Annotated in this window: 14 protein-coding genes and 2 tRNA genes; 13 read left to right on the forward strand and 3 right to left on the reverse strand. The window is 74.4% G+C overall.

What is annotated here, in order from left to right; genetic code table 11:
* Positions 1–60 precede the first annotated feature (60 nt).
* From mtrA to secA, 7 genes are all read left to right on the forward strand, one after another.
* Positions 61–744, forward strand: a complete 684-nt coding sequence (gene mtrA / locus IR158_RS05650) for an MtrAB system response regulator MtrA (protein ID WP_291808298.1) — start codon at positions 61–63, stop codon at positions 742–744.
* 40 nt (positions 745–784) lie between these two features.
* Positions 785–2548 (forward strand): MtrAB system histidine kinase MtrB, encoded by a 1764-nt coding sequence (mtrB, locus tag IR158_RS05655; RefSeq protein ID WP_291808295.1) that lies wholly within the window; start codon positions 785–787, stop codon positions 2546–2548.
* Positions 2545–4233: an LpqB family beta-propeller domain-containing protein gene (locus tag IR158_RS05660; RefSeq protein WP_291808292.1), complete on the forward strand. Its 1689-nt coding sequence runs from the start codon at positions 2545–2547 to the stop codon at positions 4231–4233. Before mtrB ends, IR158_RS05660 begins: the two co-directional genes overlap by 4 nt.
* 120 nt (positions 4234–4353) lie before the next feature.
* Positions 4354–5235 carry a ComF family protein gene (locus tag IR158_RS05665; RefSeq protein WP_291808289.1) on the forward strand — a complete coding sequence of 294 codons (882 nt, stop codon included), beginning with the start codon at positions 4354–4356 and terminating at the stop codon, positions 5233–5235.
* Between the two features lie 157 nt (positions 5236–5392).
* A complete protein-coding gene (gene raiA, locus IR158_RS05670; RefSeq protein WP_291808285.1) occupies positions 5393–6028 on the forward strand; it encodes a ribosome-associated translation inhibitor RaiA in 636 nt (211 codons plus the stop codon).
* Between the two features lie 466 nt (positions 6029–6494).
* Complete coding sequence (locus IR158_RS05675) at positions 6495–7781, forward strand: crosslink repair DNA glycosylase YcaQ family protein (protein ID WP_291808282.1); 1287 nt, start codon at positions 6495–6497, stop codon at positions 7779–7781.
* Positions 7782–7900: 119 nt separating this feature from the next.
* Positions 7901–10699 (forward strand): preprotein translocase subunit SecA, encoded by a 2799-nt coding sequence (gene secA, locus IR158_RS05680; RefSeq protein ID WP_291810552.1) that lies wholly within the window; start codon positions 7901–7903, stop codon positions 10697–10699.
* Positions 10700–10782: 83 nt separating this feature from the next.
* On the opposite strand, the gene IR158_RS05685 is transcribed toward secA, so the two are convergent.
* Complete coding sequence (locus tag IR158_RS05685; RefSeq protein ID WP_291810555.1) at positions 10783–11442, reverse strand: Rv3235 family protein; 660 nt, start codon at positions 11440–11442, stop codon at positions 10783–10785.
* A complete protein-coding gene (locus IR158_RS05690) occupies positions 11439–12401 on the reverse strand; it encodes a LysM peptidoglycan-binding domain-containing protein (RefSeq protein WP_291810558.1) in 963 nt (320 codons plus the stop codon). Before IR158_RS05690 ends, IR158_RS05685 begins: the two co-directional genes overlap by 4 nt.
* Before the next feature lie 96 nt (positions 12402–12497).
* Between IR158_RS05690 and IR158_RS05695 the strand changes: the two genes are divergently transcribed.
* Positions 12498–13061, forward strand: coding sequence for a hypothetical protein (locus tag IR158_RS05695; protein WP_291810561.1), 564 nt, complete (start codon positions 12498–12500; stop codon positions 13059–13061).
* Positions 13062–13130: 69 nt separating this feature from the next.
* Here the strand turns inward: IR158_RS05695 and IR158_RS05700 are convergent, their stop codons facing one another.
* Positions 13131–13355 (reverse strand): helix-turn-helix domain-containing protein, encoded by a 225-nt coding sequence (locus IR158_RS05700; protein ID WP_291810564.1) that lies wholly within the window; start codon positions 13353–13355, stop codon positions 13131–13133.
* Positions 13356–13551: 196 nt separating this feature from the next.
* On the opposite strand from IR158_RS05700, the gene IR158_RS05705 reads away from it, so the two are divergent.
* From IR158_RS05705 to IR158_RS05725, 5 genes are all read left to right on the forward strand, one after another.
* Positions 13552–14220 (forward strand): hypothetical protein, encoded by a 669-nt coding sequence (locus tag IR158_RS05705; RefSeq protein WP_291810567.1) that lies wholly within the window; start codon positions 13552–13554, stop codon positions 14218–14220.
* A gap of 1 nt (position 14221) precedes the next feature.
* On the forward strand, positions 14222–15466 hold the full coding sequence (locus tag IR158_RS05710) for a hypothetical protein (protein ID WP_291810568.1): 1245 nt from the start codon (positions 14222–14224) through the stop codon (positions 15464–15466).
* 26 nt (positions 15467–15492) lie between these two features.
* Positions 15493–15951: a hypothetical protein gene (locus IR158_RS05715; RefSeq protein WP_291810570.1), complete on the forward strand. Its 459-nt coding sequence runs from the start codon at positions 15493–15495 to the stop codon at positions 15949–15951.
* 144 nt (positions 15952–16095) lie between these two features.
* Positions 16096–16167: transfer RNA gene (locus tag IR158_RS05720), tRNA-Gln, on the forward strand.
* A 142-nt stretch (positions 16168–16309) separates the two neighbouring features.
* Positions 16310–16382, forward strand: a tRNA-Glu gene (locus IR158_RS05725).
* The last annotated feature ends 100 nt before the right edge of the window (positions 16383–16482 follow it).

Consider the following 16482-nt stretch of genomic DNA (forward strand, 5'->3'; position numbering starts at 1 on the left):
CACCCGGCTGCGCGGCGTGCTCGCTCCGCGGGAGGCCGGGTCGATGAGAGGATCGTCGGCATGAAGGGACGCGTCCTGGTGGTCGACGACGACACCGCCCTGGCCGAGATGATCGGCATCGTGCTGCGCTCCGAGGGTTTCGACCCCGTCTTCTGTGAGGACGGCGACGAGGCGTTGGGCGTGTTCCGGGCCACCCAGCCCGATCTCGTGCTGCTCGACCTGATGCTTCCCGGCAAGGACGGCACCGAGGTGTGCCGTCAGATCCGGGCCGAGTCGGGTGTGCCCATCGTGATGCTCACGGCGAAGAGCGACACCGTGGACGTCGTGCTGGGGCTGGAGTCCGGCGCGGACGACTACATCTCCAAGCCGTTCAAGCCCAAGGAGCTGGTGGCGCGTGTGCGTGCACGGTTGCGCCGCAGCGACGAGCCGGCTCCGGAGCACCTCACGATCGGCGACCTGACGATCGACGTCCCCGGGCACCGCGTCGAGCGCGCGGGCCGCTCCATCTCGCTCACACCGCTGGAGTTCGACCTCCTCGTGGCGCTGGCACGCAAGCCGTGGCAGGTCTTCACGCGCGAGGTGCTGCTCGAGAAGGTCTGGGGGTACCGCCACGCGGCCGACACCCGGCTGGTCAACGTCCACGTCCAGCGCCTGCGCTCGAAGATCGAGACGGACCCGGAGCGCCCGGAGATCGTCGTGACGGTGCGGGGCGTCGGCTACAAGGCGGGCGTCGCAGGCACGTGAGGCAGGTGCGCCGAGCGCCAGGGCGTGAAGGCCGGGCGACGTGCCGCGGCTGACGGCGTGGGGCCGGCTCGGACGCGCGCGAGCGTGGCGACCGGCGCGCGCGCTGGCCCGGCGGTGGCGGTCGTCGCTGCAGCTGCGCCTCCTCGTCTCGACCCTGACGATCGGCCTGGTCGCGCTCGCGGGCATCGGGGTGTACGTCGGCGAGCTCACCAGCGGCGGCCTGTTCGACCAGCGACGCCAGCAGGTGCTGTCCGAGAGCACGCGCAGCACGCTGCAGGCGCAGGAGGTCTTCGCGGCGTCCGCGGCCAACACCTTCACCGACGTGGCTCGGCAGCTCGAGGACGTGACGACCGCGCAGCGCAACGGCGGCTCGGGGGAGCGCGACGTGTTCCTGCTGCGCGCCCCGGGGCAGACGGGCGTGGGCGTGGGCGCCACGGCCACCGACCGCTCGCTCGTCGAGCTCGTGAGCCGTGAGCTCAAGCAGGCCGTCGTGGACGACCGCCAGCACTGGCAGTCGGTCGCCATCCCGGTGGGGAACGGTCAGGTGGAGCCGGGCATCGTCGTCGGGCAGAACGTCGACGTGCCCATGGCCGGGACCTACCAGATGTTCTTCCTCTACAGCCTGCAGGCGGAGCAGGACCGCCTCGACTTCCTCCTGCGGACCCTGGCGTTCGCGGCGGTCGCGGTCGTGGGGCTGCTGGGTGCCATGACGTGGCTGGTGACCCGTCGCACGGTCCACCCGGTGCGTCGTGCGGCCCACGTGGCCGAGCGTCTGGCGGACGGTCACCTCTCCGAGCGCATGGCCGTGCGTGGCGAGGACGAGATGGCCACGCTGGCGCGCACGTTCAACGAGATGGCCGAGAGCCTGCAGGACCAGATCCACCGCATGGAGGAGCTCTCGATGCTGCAGCGGCGGTTCGTCTCCGACGTGTCCCACGAGCTGAGGACGCCGCTGACGACCATCCGCATGGCGGGAGAGGTCATCCACGGCGCGCGGGACGACTTCGACCCCGCGATCAAGCGCTCCGCCGAGCTGTTGGCCACGCAGCTCGACCGGTTCGAGGACCTGCTGGCGGACCTGCTCGAGATCAGCAGGTTCGACGCGGGGGCCGCGGTGCTCGACGCGGAGCGGCGTGACCTGCGCGGCATCGTGCTGCAGGCCGTCGACAACGTGACCCCGCTCGCGGAGCGGCGGGGGTCGTGGCTGCACGTCGACCTCCCCGACGTCCGTGCGGACGCCGACGTGGACCCGCGGCGCGTCGAGCGCATCCTGCGCAACCTGCTGGTGAACGGCATCGAGCACGCCGACGGGTCGGCTGTGGAGGTCCGCGTCGGTGTCGACGCCACGGCCGTCGCCGTGACGGTCCGCGACCATGGTGTCGGCATGACCCAGGACGAGGCGCTGCACGTCTTCGACCGCTTCTGGCGTGCCGACCCGGCGAGGGCGCGCACCACCGGGGGGACGGGTCTGGGTCTGGCCATCTCGCTGGAGGACGCGCACCTGCACGGGGGCAGGCTGGAGGCGTGGGGTCGACCCGGTCGTGGCGCGTGCTTCCGGCTCACGCTGCCGCGGCGCGCGGGCATCCGGCTGGACGGGTCGCCGCTGCCGCTCGCCCCGGACCCCGACGAGCCGTCCGTCGCGGACGCGGGACCGCTGCGCAGCACCGACCCCGCGGCGCTTCCCGACCTGCCGCCGATGACGGGGGAGATCGCCATCGTGAGCAACCCGACCGACCCGGTCCGGACCGACGTCCGCACCGACGACGCCGCGCCGACGGCCGGTACCGCGCGGAGGCGGTCGTGACGCGCGCCGCCCGCACGCGCGCCGTCGTCTGCGTCGCGACCGTCGTCTGGGCGCTGACGGCGTGCGTCGCGATCCCGACCGGGGGCCCTGTGACGGTGGGCGGCGGCGAGGAGGTGCGCGAGCAGGACAGGGTCGACGTCCTGGCTCAGGGCCCGCAGTCCGACGCCGACCCCGCCCGCATCGTCGAGGGGTTCCTGCTCGCGGCGGACGCCGAGGCCACCGGTGACTTCGAGGTGACGCGCGAGTTCCTCGCGGCGGACGAACGCACCGAGTGGGACCCGGGCGCCGACACCATCGTCGCGAGCGCGACGAAGGTCGAGCAGACGGGCGACGCCCAGGTCACCGTGTCCCTCACCGTGAAGGCGAAGGTCGACGCCGCCGGGCGCTACCTGGAGGTGCCCGCCGACGCGCTGGAGACGCTGCGCTACGAGCTGGTGCAGGACGCGCGCGGCGACTGGCGCATCTCGCACGCCCCGGACGTCCTGGTCGTCAACTCCCGCCGGTTCACGCAGACGTTCCGTGAGACGTCGCTGTACTTCCTGACGCCCGACAGCAGGATGCTCGTGCCGGAGGTCCGGTTCTTCCGCGACCGCAACGTGCCGACGGCCGTCGTCCGTGCGCTCCTCGCCGGCCCCTCGACGTGGCTCCAGGACGCCGTGACGTCGGCGCTCCCTCCGGGGACCGAGCTCAAGCCCGAGGCGGTCTCCTTCGAGAGCGGAGGAGTGGCCGAGATGACCTTCGAGCCGGCGCGGGCGGTGCTGGAGGCGGACCGCGGGCTCCTGCTCGCGCAGCTCGAGGCGTCGCTGCGCCCGCTGGGTGTGACGACCCTGGTCGTGCGGGCAGGGGCCGGTGGGGCACCGCTCGAGGGCGTGCCCGACAGGTTGCCGACCCCGGACCCCGGCGCGCTGGAGCTCCTCGTCGACGGTCAGACGCTGCGACTGGTCGGTGAGTCGCCCGTCGCGGTCGACGACGTCCTCCCGATCGAGGGAGCACGGCCCGCGGGCCCGGCGCGATCCGCGGACGGTTCGCTGCGTGTCGCGCTCGCCGACGCCTCGACCCTGGTCGCGGTGCCCGTCGACGGCACCGGGCAGCGGACACTGCTCACCGGCCCCGCCCTGGCCTCCCCGTCCGTGGACCGGTTCGGGTGGGTGTGGACCGCGAGCGGCTCGGGATCCGGGCACCTGGATGCCGTGCGGCTCGACGGCACCTCGGTCGAGGTCACCGCGGACTGGCTGGCCGGACGGACCGTGCAGGCGGTCCGGGTGTCGCGTGACGGCACGCGGGTGGCCATCGTGTCGCGCGGCCCCGACGGCGTGACGCTGGAGGTGGCGGGCGTGGTGCGGGACGGCGGCGCGGTCCCGCTGCTGGTCGGGCCCGGCGTGGGCGCGGGCGCGTCCCTCACGCCCGTCGCGGGCGCGTCGATCGTGTGGGTCGACGACGTCACGCTCGGCGTGCTGGCCGACGGCGACGCGGGCGCGACGCCCTACCTCGTGCCCGTCGCGGGTGGCAGCACGCCGCTGGCCGCGGTCGCGGACGCGGTCGAGCTCGCCGCCGACCGGGGGACCCGCTCGCTCTACGTCGTCACGGCCGATGGTGACCTACGGCGTCACGAGGGCGGCACGTGGGTGCCGGTCCCCGGGGTCACCGGCGTGCTCGAGGTGGCGGGGGCCGCGTTCCCCGGGTGACGGCGGGTGGCGGAGGGCTCGCGCGGCGCCGAGCCGACCACAGGGCTGCACGGGGCAGGCCGCGTCCACCGACGTGGCCGCGGGACGGCGCGGGCGGCGTCGCACGAGCAGGCTGACCGTGTGCCGCCCGACCGACGACGCCCCGCACCGCCCTCCTCCCTCGCCGCGCGGTCGGTGACGGGACGCACGCCGCCCGTCGCCGCACGCGCGGTCGCCCTCGTCGCTGCGGCGTGGCGCGACCTCGTGGGCCTGCTCGTGCCGGTGGCGTGCGGAGGCTGCGGGCAGCCCGACGTGGCATGGTGCGCGCCGTGCGCCGTCACGCTGCACGGCACCGCGGTCCGCCGCGACCACGCGGCCGGGCGGCTCGACCTCCTGGACGGGCGCACCCTGCTGCCGGTCTGGGCGCCCGCCGTGTACGTCGGACCGGTGCGGCACGCCGTCTCAGCGTGGAAGGACGGGGGACGGGCCGACCTCGACCGTCCGTTCGTGTCGGCTGTCCGCCGCGCCGGCGCGACCGCGGCCGTCCACCTGCTCGCAGGCTCCCACGCACCGCCGGTCGTCCCGGACGTGCTCGTGGTGCCCGTGCCGTCGACGGCGCGCGCACGTCGTCGACGGGGGCGCGCGCCCGCCGACGTGCTCGCCGCGGCGGTGGCAGCCGGTCTGCGGGACGGCGGGGTGCCGGCCGCTCGTGCCTGCGTGCTGCGCCGGTCGGCGGGTCCCGACCTGGCCGGGCTCACCGCGCGGGCGCGGGGCGCGGCGCTCGTCGGCAGGGTGCGGGTGCGTCGGGGGCCCGGCCTCCACGGACGTCGCGTGGTCCTCGCCGACGACGTGCTGACGACGGGTGCCACGCTCGCGGCCTGCCACGCGGCGCTCGTCGCCGCCGGTGCCGTGGTGCTGGGCGCCGTCGCGCTCGCAGCCACGCCGGCGCCGGCGGGCGCCACGCCGCCGGACGTCGCCCGTACGGACCAGCCGGCGGACCGTGCGGCCCCGGAAGCGGGCTAGCGTGAGACCCTGGGTACGACGCCGCGAAGGTCTCCTGCCGCAGTCGGGTGGGGACGAGCGGCCGAGGAGGTGATGCCGCCCGCCCCCGTCGTGGGGCCGTAGACGTACGTATCGTCCGGGCGGGCTCCGCTCGCCCCTGACCTCCCAGGAGGCCCACATGGAGATCGTGGTTGCAGGCCGGCACACCGAGGTGTCCCCGCGGTATCGCGCCCACCTCGAGAGCAAGCTCGCGAAGATCGAGCAGCTGGCCCCACGCGCACAGCGCGTCGACGTCCTCGTGTCGCACGAACCGAACCCGCGCCAGTCCGGCAACAGCGAGCGGGTCGAGCTGACGGTGGTCGACAAGGGACCCGTCATCCGGGCGGAGGCGTGCGCGGACGACGCGTACGCAGCCCTGGACGTGGCCCTCGGCCGGCTGCTCGAGCGCCTACGCCGTGCGCGCGACCGGCGCAAGGACCACCGCAACCACACTCCGCTGACGCCCGTGGACGTGCGCCCGCCGGCGGCAGAGCCGCCGGCTCCGCCGGAGCGCGAGCCTGGCGAGGACGGTGTCACCGAGACCGTCCTGGGCGACTCCCCGGTGCTCATCCGCGAGAAGGTGCACCGCGCGGAGCCGATGACGGTGGACGACGCGCTCTACGAGATGGAGCTCGTCGGCCACGACTTCTTCCTGTTCGTGGACGCGGAGACCGCGCAGCCCGCGGTCGCGTACCGCCGTCGCGGCTGGAGCTACGGCGTCATCAAGCTCGACGTGCCGGTCGTGACCAGCGGATCGAGCCGCGCCGTCAGCTGACCTGACGCGGGAACCGGGGCGGCGGGCCGACGGGCCCGCCGCCCCGTGCCGTGCTGTGCCGTGCCGGGGGACGACCTCCTGCCGGCGCGTGGAGCCCCGGTGCCGGACGGCGCGGTCCGTCCGGCACCGGGAGCCGATCGTGACCGCCGGAGTGCCGAGAGCCCGCGGTCGCGGAACACGACGTTCGCCGCGCAGCAGGGGTGCGTCAAGTGCTGCGGTCAAGTTTCGGAAAACTTTCGACGTCGCGGCGCCGGGCTGAAGCGATTCGAGCCGCCGGGCGGGTCGCCGGTGTCCTGCGGCGACGGCAGATCGGCGCCGATAGCGCATATTTCGGCCCTGTCTCGGCACTTGGGCGGTCGTCGACGCCGCGTCCGAGGTCCGTCAGGTGGCGAAACTATCGGTCCTGGCCGCCGCGAGAGGATCCCCGTGGGCGGCGATGTCAGAGGGTGCGGGCAGCATCGCCGGCATGGTCGACACCCGCCCGGAGAGGCTGACGCGCTCGCAGGCGCGTCGTACCGTCCTGCGCGCCTCGGGGCTCGACCGCCCCCGGCCCGCCCGGCGGGCGCCCGGCGGGACGCGGGAGCTGCAGCAGGTCGTCGACCGGCTGGGCCTGCTGCAGGTCGACTCCGTCAACGTCCTGGCCCGCGCGCACCTCATGCCGGTCTACTCCCGCGTCGGCGCGTGGGACGTCGCGACGCTGGACCGCGCGACCGCCAGGGCGCCGCGTCGACTGGTCGAGACCTGGGCGCACGAGGCGTCGCTCGTGCCGCCCTCGACGTTCCGCGACCTCGCGTTCAAGCACGCGGCCAACCGGGCTCGCGTGGAGCAGCGGGGGGACGAGCTCAACGGCGTCCCGGTGGGGCGCTCCCCGGAGGTCGCGGCCGTCCGCAGCATCGTCGAGGACCTGGGGCCCGTCACCGCGCGCGAGGTGCAGGAGGTCCTCGGGGGCGCAGGGCGACGCTCGGAGGCGTGGGGATGGTCGTGGACGGACGCCAAGCGCGCCCTCGAGCACCTGTTCTACGTCGGAGAGCTCACGACGGCGGGCCGCAACGCCCAGTTCGAGCGTCGCTTCGACCTCCCGCAGCGCGTGCTGCCGCCCGACGTGCTCGCGGCCCCGCCGGTCGACGAGCGGACCGCCCGGCGCCGCCTCGTCGAGATCGCCGCCCGTGCCCACGGCATCGCGAGCGTGCGGTGCCTGGCCGACCACTGGCGCACGGCGACGGCGCCGACGCGCGCGGTCGTGGACGAGCTCGTGACCGAGGGCGTGCTCCGGCCCGTCGAGGTCGAGGGGTGGCGCGGCCCGCTCTACCGGCACCGTGACGCCACGGTGCCGCGCCGCGCGCGCGGCCGGGCGCTGGTCAGCCCGTTCGACCCGCTGGTGTGGGAGCGGACCCGGACGGAGAGCCTGTTCGACCTGCGGTACCGCATCGAGATCTACGTGCCGGCGGCGTCGCGGGTCTGGGGCTACTACGTCCTGCCGTTCCTGCTCGGCGAGCGGATGGTCGCCCTGGTGGACCTCAAGGCCGACCGCCGCGCGGGGGTGCTGCGCGTGCCGGCGGTGCACCGCGCTCCGGGTCCGGCGGGGGACCCGGCCACGGGGGCGCCGGGTGACGCCGAGGTCGCCTACGAGCTCGCCGCCGAGCTCCGCGGCGTGGCGGGGTGGCTGGGCCTGCCCGACGTCCACGTCGACCGGGACGCGGCCGGAGGTCTCGCGGCCGCGCTCGGGCGTGAGGTCGCCACCGCCGCAGGGTGAGCGAGGACCACGCTGGTCCTCCGCCTCGCCTACGATGGTCGGGCCCGGTCGAGCGGTCGGGCGACACGCACGCCCCGACGCCGTGAGCGGACGGGCGCCAACGACGTCGGGAGAGTTGCGTGACGGCGATCCTCGAGAAGGTCCTCCGGCTGGGCGAGGGGCGGATCCTCAAGAAGTTGTCCGGCGTCGCGGCCCAGGTCAACGCGCTGGAGGACAGCTTCACGTCGCTGTCCGACGCCGAGCTGCGCGAGGAGACCGACCGGTTCAAGGCGCGCCTCGCCGAGGGTGAGAAGCTCGACGACCTGCTGCCCGAGGCGTTCGCCGCGGTGCGCGAGGCGTCCCGCCGCACGCTGGGGCAGCGACACTTCGACGTCCAGCTCATGGGCGGCGCGGCGCTGCACCTGGGCAACATCGCCGAGATGAAGACCGGTGAGGGCAAGACGCTGGTCGCGACCGCGCCCGCCTACCTCAACGCGCTCACCGGCAAGGGTGTCCACGTCGTCACCGTCAACGACTACCTCGCCGGGTACCAGGCCGACCTCATGGGTCGCGTGTTCCGGTTCCTGGGGCTCACGACCGGCACGATCCTGTCGCAGCTGACGCCCGCCCAGCGCCGCGAGCAGTACGCCGCCGACATCACGTACGGCACCAACAACGAGTTCGGCTTCGACTACCTGCGCGACAACATGGCGTGGAGCGTCGACGACCTCGTGCAGCGCGGCCACCACTTCGCGATCGTCGACGAGGTCGACTCGATCCTCATCGACGAGGCGCGCACGCCGCTGATCATCTCGGGCCCCGCGTCGGGTGACGCGAACCGGTGGTACGGCGAGTTCGCGAAGGTCGTGCGCCGGCTGCAGCCGGAGCGCGACTACGAGGTCGACGAGAAGAAGCGCACCGTGGGCGTCCTGGAGCCCGGGATCGCCCGCGTCGAGGACTACCTGGGCATCGACAACCTCTACGAGTCGCTCAACACGCCGCTCATCGGCTTCCTCAACAACGCCATCAAGGCCAAGGAGCTGTTCAAGCGCGACAAGGACTACGTCGTGATGAACGGCGAGGTGCTGATCGTCGACGAGCACACGGGTCGCATCCTCGCGGGGCGCCGCTACAACGAGGGCATGCACCAGGCGATCGAGGCCAAGGAGGGCGTGGCGATCAAGGCCGAGAACCAGACGCTCGCCACGATCACGCTGCAGAACTACTTCCGCCTCTACGACAAGCTCGCCGGCATGACCGGCACGGCCGAGACCGAGGCCGCGGAGTTCCAGGGCACCTACAAGCTCGGCGTCGTCCCGATCCCCACCAACCGGCCGATGCAGCGCATCGACGGCAAGGACCTGGTGTACAAGTCGGAGGAGGGCAAGTTCGACGCCGTCGTCGCCGACATCGTGGAGCGGCACGCCAAGGGTCAGCCCGTCCTCGTCGGCACGACGAGCGTCGAGAAGTCGGAGCTCCTGTCGTCCAAGCTCAAGAAGCAGGGTGTCCCGCACGAGGTGCTCAACGCCAAGCAGCACGCACGTGAGGCGTCGATCGTGGCGCAGGCAGGCCGCAAGGGCGCGGTGACGGTCGCGACCAACATGGCGGGCCGTGGCACGGACATCATGCTCGGTGGCAACGCGGAGTTCATGGCCGTCTCCGAGATGACCGAGCGGGGCCTGGACCCGGCGGAGAACCCCGAGGAGTACGAGGCCGCCTGGCCCGAGGTCCTGGAGAAGGCCAAGCTCGCCGTGGCGGCCGAGCACGACGAGGTCACCGATCTCGGTGGCCTGTACGTGCTGGGCACCGAGCGTCACGAGTCGCGCCGGATCGACAACCAGCTCCGCGGACGCTCCGGCCGTCAGGGTGACCCGGGCGAGTCCCGGTTCTACCTGTCGATGCAGGACGACCTCATGCGGCTGTTCAACTCCGGCCTCGCGGAGTCCATGATGACGCGCGCCGGGTTCCCGGAGGACATGCCCCTGGAGTCGAAGATCGTGACCCGCGGCATCCAGTCCGCGCAGTCGCAGGTCGAGGCGCGCAACTTCGAGATCCGCAAGAACGTCCTGAAGTACGACGACGTGATGTCCCGTCAGCGCGAGGTCATCTACGAGCAGCGTCGCCGGGTGCTGCACGGGGAGGACCTCCAGGAGCAGGTCGCGCACTTCCGCTCGGACGTGCTCTCGGAGTACGTCGCGCACGCGACGGCCGAGGGGCGGCCGGAGGACTGGGACCTCGAGGCGCTGTGGACCGCCCTGCGCGGTGTGTACCCGATCTCCATCACGCCGGACGAGGTCGTCGAGGAGGCGGGCGGACCGACCCGGCTGTCGGCCGAGCTCATCACGCGTGAGGTGCTGTCCGACGCCGAGCACGCCTACGCCGAGCGCGAGGAGAAGCTGGGCGAGGAGAACATGCGCCAGCTCGAGCGGCGCGTCGTCCTGTCCGTGCTCGACCGCAAGTGGCGCGAGCACCTGTACGAGATGGACTACCTCAAGGAGGGCATCGGGCTGCGCGCCATGGCGCAGCGCGATCCTCTGATCGAGTACCAGCGCGAGGGCTTCCAGCTCTTCACCGCCATGACCGACGCCATCAAGGAGGAGTCGGTCCAGTACCTCTTCAACCTCGAGGTGCAGGTCGCCCAGCCGACCGATGCCCCCGTGGTCAGCGCGGACTCCGCTGCTGCCGCGGCAGGCTCGGCCGGTGCCGCAGCGGCGGCGTCCCGCCCCGACGAGGAGGCGCCCGGCGCGCTCGTGGGGAAGGGGCTCGACGGCCCCGCCCAGCGGACGCCTCTGCAGTACTCGGCGCCCTCGGCCGACGGTGACGGTGCCGTGGTGACCCGCGCGGAGGGCGGCAGCGGTGCGGCGCGTTCCGCCGCGGCCCCGTCCGGCAGCGCGAACCGCGCCGACCGGCGCAAGCAGGCCAAGCAGCGCAAGCGCTGACGTGCGGAGGTGATGTCACCGGTCCGCGGCGATCCGCGAAGGACCGGTGACATCACCTCGCGTGCGCCCGCTCAGCAGAAGCGTCAGCCGATCTCCAGCCGGGTGACCCGCCATGCGCCGCGGTGCGCCTGGAGCCGGAGCGCGACGGCGCGGACCCGGACGCCGTCGTCCACCACGAGGCACGCCTCCGCGGTGTGACGGTCGATCGGGCACACCCGGACGCGTCGGGCCGCGGGCCGCCGGGAGTGGGTGAGCACCCCGGCCCGACGGATCAGGTCGGCGCTCTCCTGGAGCGACTCGAGGACGTCCGGCGCCACCCACCGCGCCAGCTGAGGAGACGGGCGACGCCCGAGCACGACCTCGACACAGGCCAGCCCGACGCCGTGCGCGAACCGCCCGGCGTCGGTGCCCGGCACGGCTCCGCGGTCGTCCTCGGGCTCGGGCACGCGCAGTGGCGCGCTCGCCTCCAGGTGGCGGACGCGCTCCCGGAGGAGAGGCGGCATGCCCGGTCCCGGATCTGCCAGGGTCGGCGCGGCCGGTAGCGCGCGCACCAGCCGCAACCGTGCGCCACGCTGGGCCCGGCGTCCGACGGTGTCGTCCGCGACGAGCGCGGTCGGGGTGGGGACGGCGGCGAGACGTCGCTCCGTCCTGCCGTGAGGTGCGGACGGCGCAGCGCGGTCCAGGAGGGCGACGGCGTCCTCGAGCGCGGACGCGGCGACGTCGTCGTGCGGGCGGGTGGTCACCGCGCACCTCCCTCGGTCGTCACGGGCACGACGAGCACCTGGCCGGGGTGCAGGACGTCGGGGTCGGGTCCGATCGTCGACGCGTTCGCGGCGTACCACTGCGGCCACGCGGCGGCGATGGCGGCGTCGGACGCGTCGGGGCCGAGCGACCGTGCTGCCAGGCCCCAGAGGGTGTCACCGGGCCGCACCTCGACGGTGCGGGAGGCCGGGGCCGGCGCCGACGGTGCGGGGTCCGGTGCCGGGGGCAGGTGCGCGGCGACCGGGAGGGCGACGGGGGTGGTGGTCGCGGCGCCGGACGGCTCCCTCGGGGCGTCGTCGGGCGTCGGTGCTGCCTCGACGGGGAGAGCGGGCGCGGGCGCACCCGGCTGCGGGGTGTCGCCCACGACCCCCGGCTGCGCCTCCGGACCGACGCCGGGGAGGTCGGGCAGGGCCGTCGCCGTCGCCGTCGGCGTCCGGTCGGTCGCAGACGTGCCGGCAGCGTCCGCCGGAGCCACCCTCGTGCTCGGGTCCGCCGTCGTGGGCGTCCAACCCAGGTCCACCGTGACGGAGGTGGCGGCAGGGGCGACCTCGACGGCGGCGTGCGCGCCCACCGCACCGGTCATGCCGACGCCGGCCGCGACGGCGACCGCCAGAGCCCGGCGCACGAGTCCGGGAGCCCAACGCTGCACGGCGACCTCTCCGGCGCGCCAGGCGCCTCCGGCCGCCCGCACTCCTGCGCAGGTCCCGGCCACGAGTGCCGACACCCCGACCCACGCGGCCGCCAGGACGCCCACGGCGACGACCGCGGGCGCCACGACGGTCTCGACGCGCCACAGCTCCGTCGCGGTGAGGTGGTCGACGACCCACAGGCCGAGTGCAGCGGCGACGGCGAGAGCCGTCGCGCCGGCGAGCACGAGCCCTCCCGCGGTGGCAGCAGGACGCGCGGGACGCCCGGGTGGGTGGGTCGGCGGGTTGGTCATGATGCCCCTTCATGATGCAGTTTGATGTCGTTTGGTGAAGGACGATGGTTCCAGGTGTAGTCGAGTCGGTCGGGTATGTCCAGTAGTGTCCGGTCCGTGAGTGGCGACGGCACGGGTGCGCGACCTCCCGGCTCCGCGCCGCGGTGGGAGCAGCTGTTCGCGGATCTCGAGGCGCAGCTGGCCGCGGGCCGTGCGGACCAGGCGCGATGGGACGTCGCGGAGCTGACGCGTGCCGAGCGGGCGAGGGTCACCCTGGCGGACCGGCTCCGGGCCGCGACCGGGATGCGCCTGCGCATCGTCACGGCCGGGGGAGAGCCGCTCGAGGGTGTCGTCACGGAGGCGGCCGCGCACTGGGTCCTGCTGGATCTGGGCGCTGGTCGCCGGGCGGTCGTCCCGACACGCGCCGTCCGCACGGTCGAGGGTCTGGGTGCTCGGGTCGCACCTCCGGCCGGCCGCGTCGAGTCGGCCCTCGGCCTGGGTCACGTGCTGCGGGCTCTGGCGCGTGACCGGGTCCTGGTCAGCGTGCGTACCGACGTCGGGGTCCACGCCGGACGGCTCGACCGGGTCGGCGCCGACCACCTCGACCTCACGCTGGAGATGCCGGCGGGCCGCGGTCTCAGCGTGCCCTTCGACGCCCTGCTCGCGGTGGTGTCGCGGTGAGCGCGGCGCGCACGCAGCGCGTCGTCGCGCGCGGTCGGGCGGGTCCGGACCGGCCACCGCCCGTCCGGGTCAGCCGGAGCCCTCGGAGCTGGCACCGTGCGCGTTGCGCGCTCGCGTCTCCGCGTACATCCGCTCGATGTAGCGCTCCAGCTCGGCCGACTCGACGCGCCACTGCATCCTGCCCCCGATCTGGATCGCGGGCAGCTCGCCGGAACGGACGAGCGCATACGCCTGGGGAGCCGAGATGTTGAGGATCTCGGACACGTCGGTGAGCGTCAGGAACCTCGGTGCCATGCTCGAAGTCTCGCACGGCCGGTCCGTCCCGGGCGGTTGTCCACAGGCTCGCGAACGATGCTGTCGCGCCCGTCCCTCGGCACGCCAGACTCGTCACGCGCACCGGTGCTGCGCCGCCCGCCGACCCGTGGCCCGACCACCCCGCCACGGTCCGCCGCACCCGCTGACCCGCCGTCCCGCTGACCAGGAGCCTCTCGTGGACACCACCGTGCTCGACCTTCCCGCACCGACGGCCGCGCGGTTGCGCCGGCCCGGATGGCGCGATCCCCGGCTGCTCGTCGGTCTCGCCCTGATCGCCGCGTCCGTCGCGCTCGGGAGCTGGGCCGTGACGACCGCGCAGCGCACCGTCGCCGTGTACGTGGCCCGCGACGTGCTGGTCCCCGGCGTCGCCCTGACGCCGGCCGACCTCGTGCTCGCGGACGTCCGGCTCGCGGACCGCGCTGACGGCTACCTGCGCGCCGACGAGCCGTTGCCCGAGGCGGCCGTGCTGCTGCGCACCGTCGGCGCCGGTGAGCTCGTCCCCGCGGCGGCCGTGGGAACCGCTGCGGATCTCGACGTCCGCGCCGTCCCGGTCGCACTGTCGGGGCCGGCCCCGAGCGGGTTGGTCGCAGGGTCCCGCGTCGACCTGTGGTTCACGCCCGAGCGGCGCACGGACGCGCTCGCCGTGGACGCCGCCGCCGACGCCGCCCCGCGGGAGCTCGCTGCGGCGCTCACGGTCGCCGAGCTCAGCAGTCCCGACGGTGCGTTCGCGAGCGGGGGTGCCCGCACCGTGCACGTGCTCGTCCCGGTCGACGACCTCCCGACCGTGCTCGCAGCGCTGGCGGGCGACGGCACCGTCGACGTCGTCCCTGTGCCGGGAGCCTGAGATGGGTGTCGGAGTGCTGTGCGCGGTCCAGGGGGCGGCCGAGTCGGCGATCGTCCAGGCGGTGGAGGGGTCCGGTGGGCGGCTCTCCGTCACGCGGCGGTGCGCGGACCTGACCGAGCTGCTCGCCGCTGCGGAGGCAGGTCTGGGCGGTCTCGCCGTCGTGTCGGGCGACCTCGACCGGCTGGACCGCGAGGCGGTCGCGATCCTGCACCGGTGCGGCGTGCGGGTCGTCGGTCTCGGGGACCCGACCCGTCCATGGCTCGCGGAGCGTCTGACGGCCCACGGCGCGGACCTGGTCGTCGACGTCGACGTCGACGGTGCCGTGCCGGACGTGGTCCGCGAGGCGCTGTCCGTGCTGGGCGACCGCCCGCTGGTACCCGTCACCGCCGCGGAGCCGGTCGCGCCGACGAGGCGCGGTGCGACCGTCGCCGTGTGGGGCCCCACCGGTGCGCCCGGCCGGACGTTCGTCGCGGTCAACCTCGCGGCCGAGCTCGCGGCGCTCGACCGCCCCACCCTCCTGGTCGACGCCGACACCTACGGCGGGGTGGTGGCGCAGGTCCTCGGGGTGCTCGACGAGGCCCCCGGTGTCGCGGCCGCGGCGCGAGCGGCCGGCCAGGGTGCGCTGGACCTGGCCACGCTCGCGCGCCTCGCGCCCGTGGTGCTGCCGGGTCTGCGCCTGCTGTCCGGGATCTCACGCGCCGACCGCTGGCCCGAGCTGCCCGCGAGCTCCCTCGAGCTGGTGCTCTCGCAGGCGCGCGCCCTCGCGGACGTCACGGTGGTCGACACCGGCTTCTGCCTCGAGCAGGACGAGATGCTGAGCTACGACACCCGCGCGCCGGCGCGGAACGCGGCGACGTCGGTGGCGCTGGAGCAGGCGGACCTCGTCGTGGTGGTGGGTGCCGCCGACCCGGTGGGGGTGCAGCGGCTCGTCCGCGCGCTCGCGGAGGCGGCCGACCGAGGGCTGGCGCTGTCGCGGCGTGTGGTCGTCAACAGGGTGCGTCCCACCGTCGCCGGGGCACGCCCGGGGGAGGCGGTGGCCGCCGCGCTCGCGCGGTACGCGGGGGTGGAGGACGTCGTCCTGATCCCGGAGGACCGGTCCGCCGTCGACACCGCGATGCTGGAGGGACGGGCGCTGCGCGAGGTGGCACCCGGCTCGCCGGCGAGGCGCAGCCTGGCGGCGCTGGCGGCGGAGGTCGCGGCGATGATCCGGACCGACGCGCCGGGAGGGCGCGTACCGGTGGGGTGACCGGCCGGCAGCGCACACTGGACCCCGTGCGCGTCTACCTGCCTGTGACCCTGGCCGAGCTCCAGCACGTCTCACCCGTCCTCGTGGCGCCGCGGATCGCGCACGGCGTCACGCCGGCGCTGCGCGAGCTGTGGCCCGACGAGGACGAGGAGGGCTGGGAGTACGCCGCCCAGGCATGTGCCGCCGACGGCTCCCTCGTGCTGCTCGCGGGCGCGCCCGGCGCTCCTCCGCTGCGGGTGGTGGTGGCCGCGGACGTGGCCGAGGGGTGCGTCCAGGCGCTCGACGACCCGCCGGTGCCCTCGGCCCTGGAGGTCGTCTGCGGCGTGGACCTCAGCCAGATGGTGAGCGTCCACGTCGACGAGCCCGCGGCGGCACGCGACGTCGCAGCGGCGGCAGCCGGCGACGAGGCGGCGATCGAGCGTCTCGAGGACCGCGACCTGCTCTGGTACGACGTGACGGAGATCCCGCAGATCCCGGTGCCCTGACGGCGAGTGGTGCAGTGACGTGCGCCACCGGGTGCTGGTTGGACCCACCCCCGTCGCTCAGGTAATGTTCACCGCCGGTACGGGTCCACGGGACGCGTGCCGATGGCGCTGCGCGTGGTCTCTCCGGGGATCAGTCACAGCCCGTGGGGTATGGTGTAATTGGCAGCACGACTGATTCTGGTTCAGTTAGTCTAGGTTCGAGTCCTGGTACCCCAGCGTTGTTCACGGGCGTCAGCCCGGTTGACCAGCACGGATGCGTCTGCCCATGTGGCGGGCCTGCGGCGGTCGTGAGTTTCGGCTCGCGGCGGACGTCGGGTACAGTATCCACTCGGCACACGGCTTACGGGTCGTGCGCAAGGCCCCCGTTGTGTAGCGGCCTAGCACGCCGCCCTCTCACGGCGGTAGCGCCGGTTCGAATCCGGTCGGGGGTACGGTCAAGGCCCGGTCACCACAGGTGACCGGGCCTTCGTCGTCCTCCCGGGCGCCCGCGCAGCCCAGGACCCGACGGCGCAGCACGGAGCCCGGGGTCGG

The sequence above is a fragment of the Cellulomonas sp. genome (genome assembly GCF_015234515.1).
Taxonomy (GTDB): Bacteria; Actinomycetota; Actinomycetes; order Actinomycetales; family Cellulomonadaceae; genus Cellulomonas.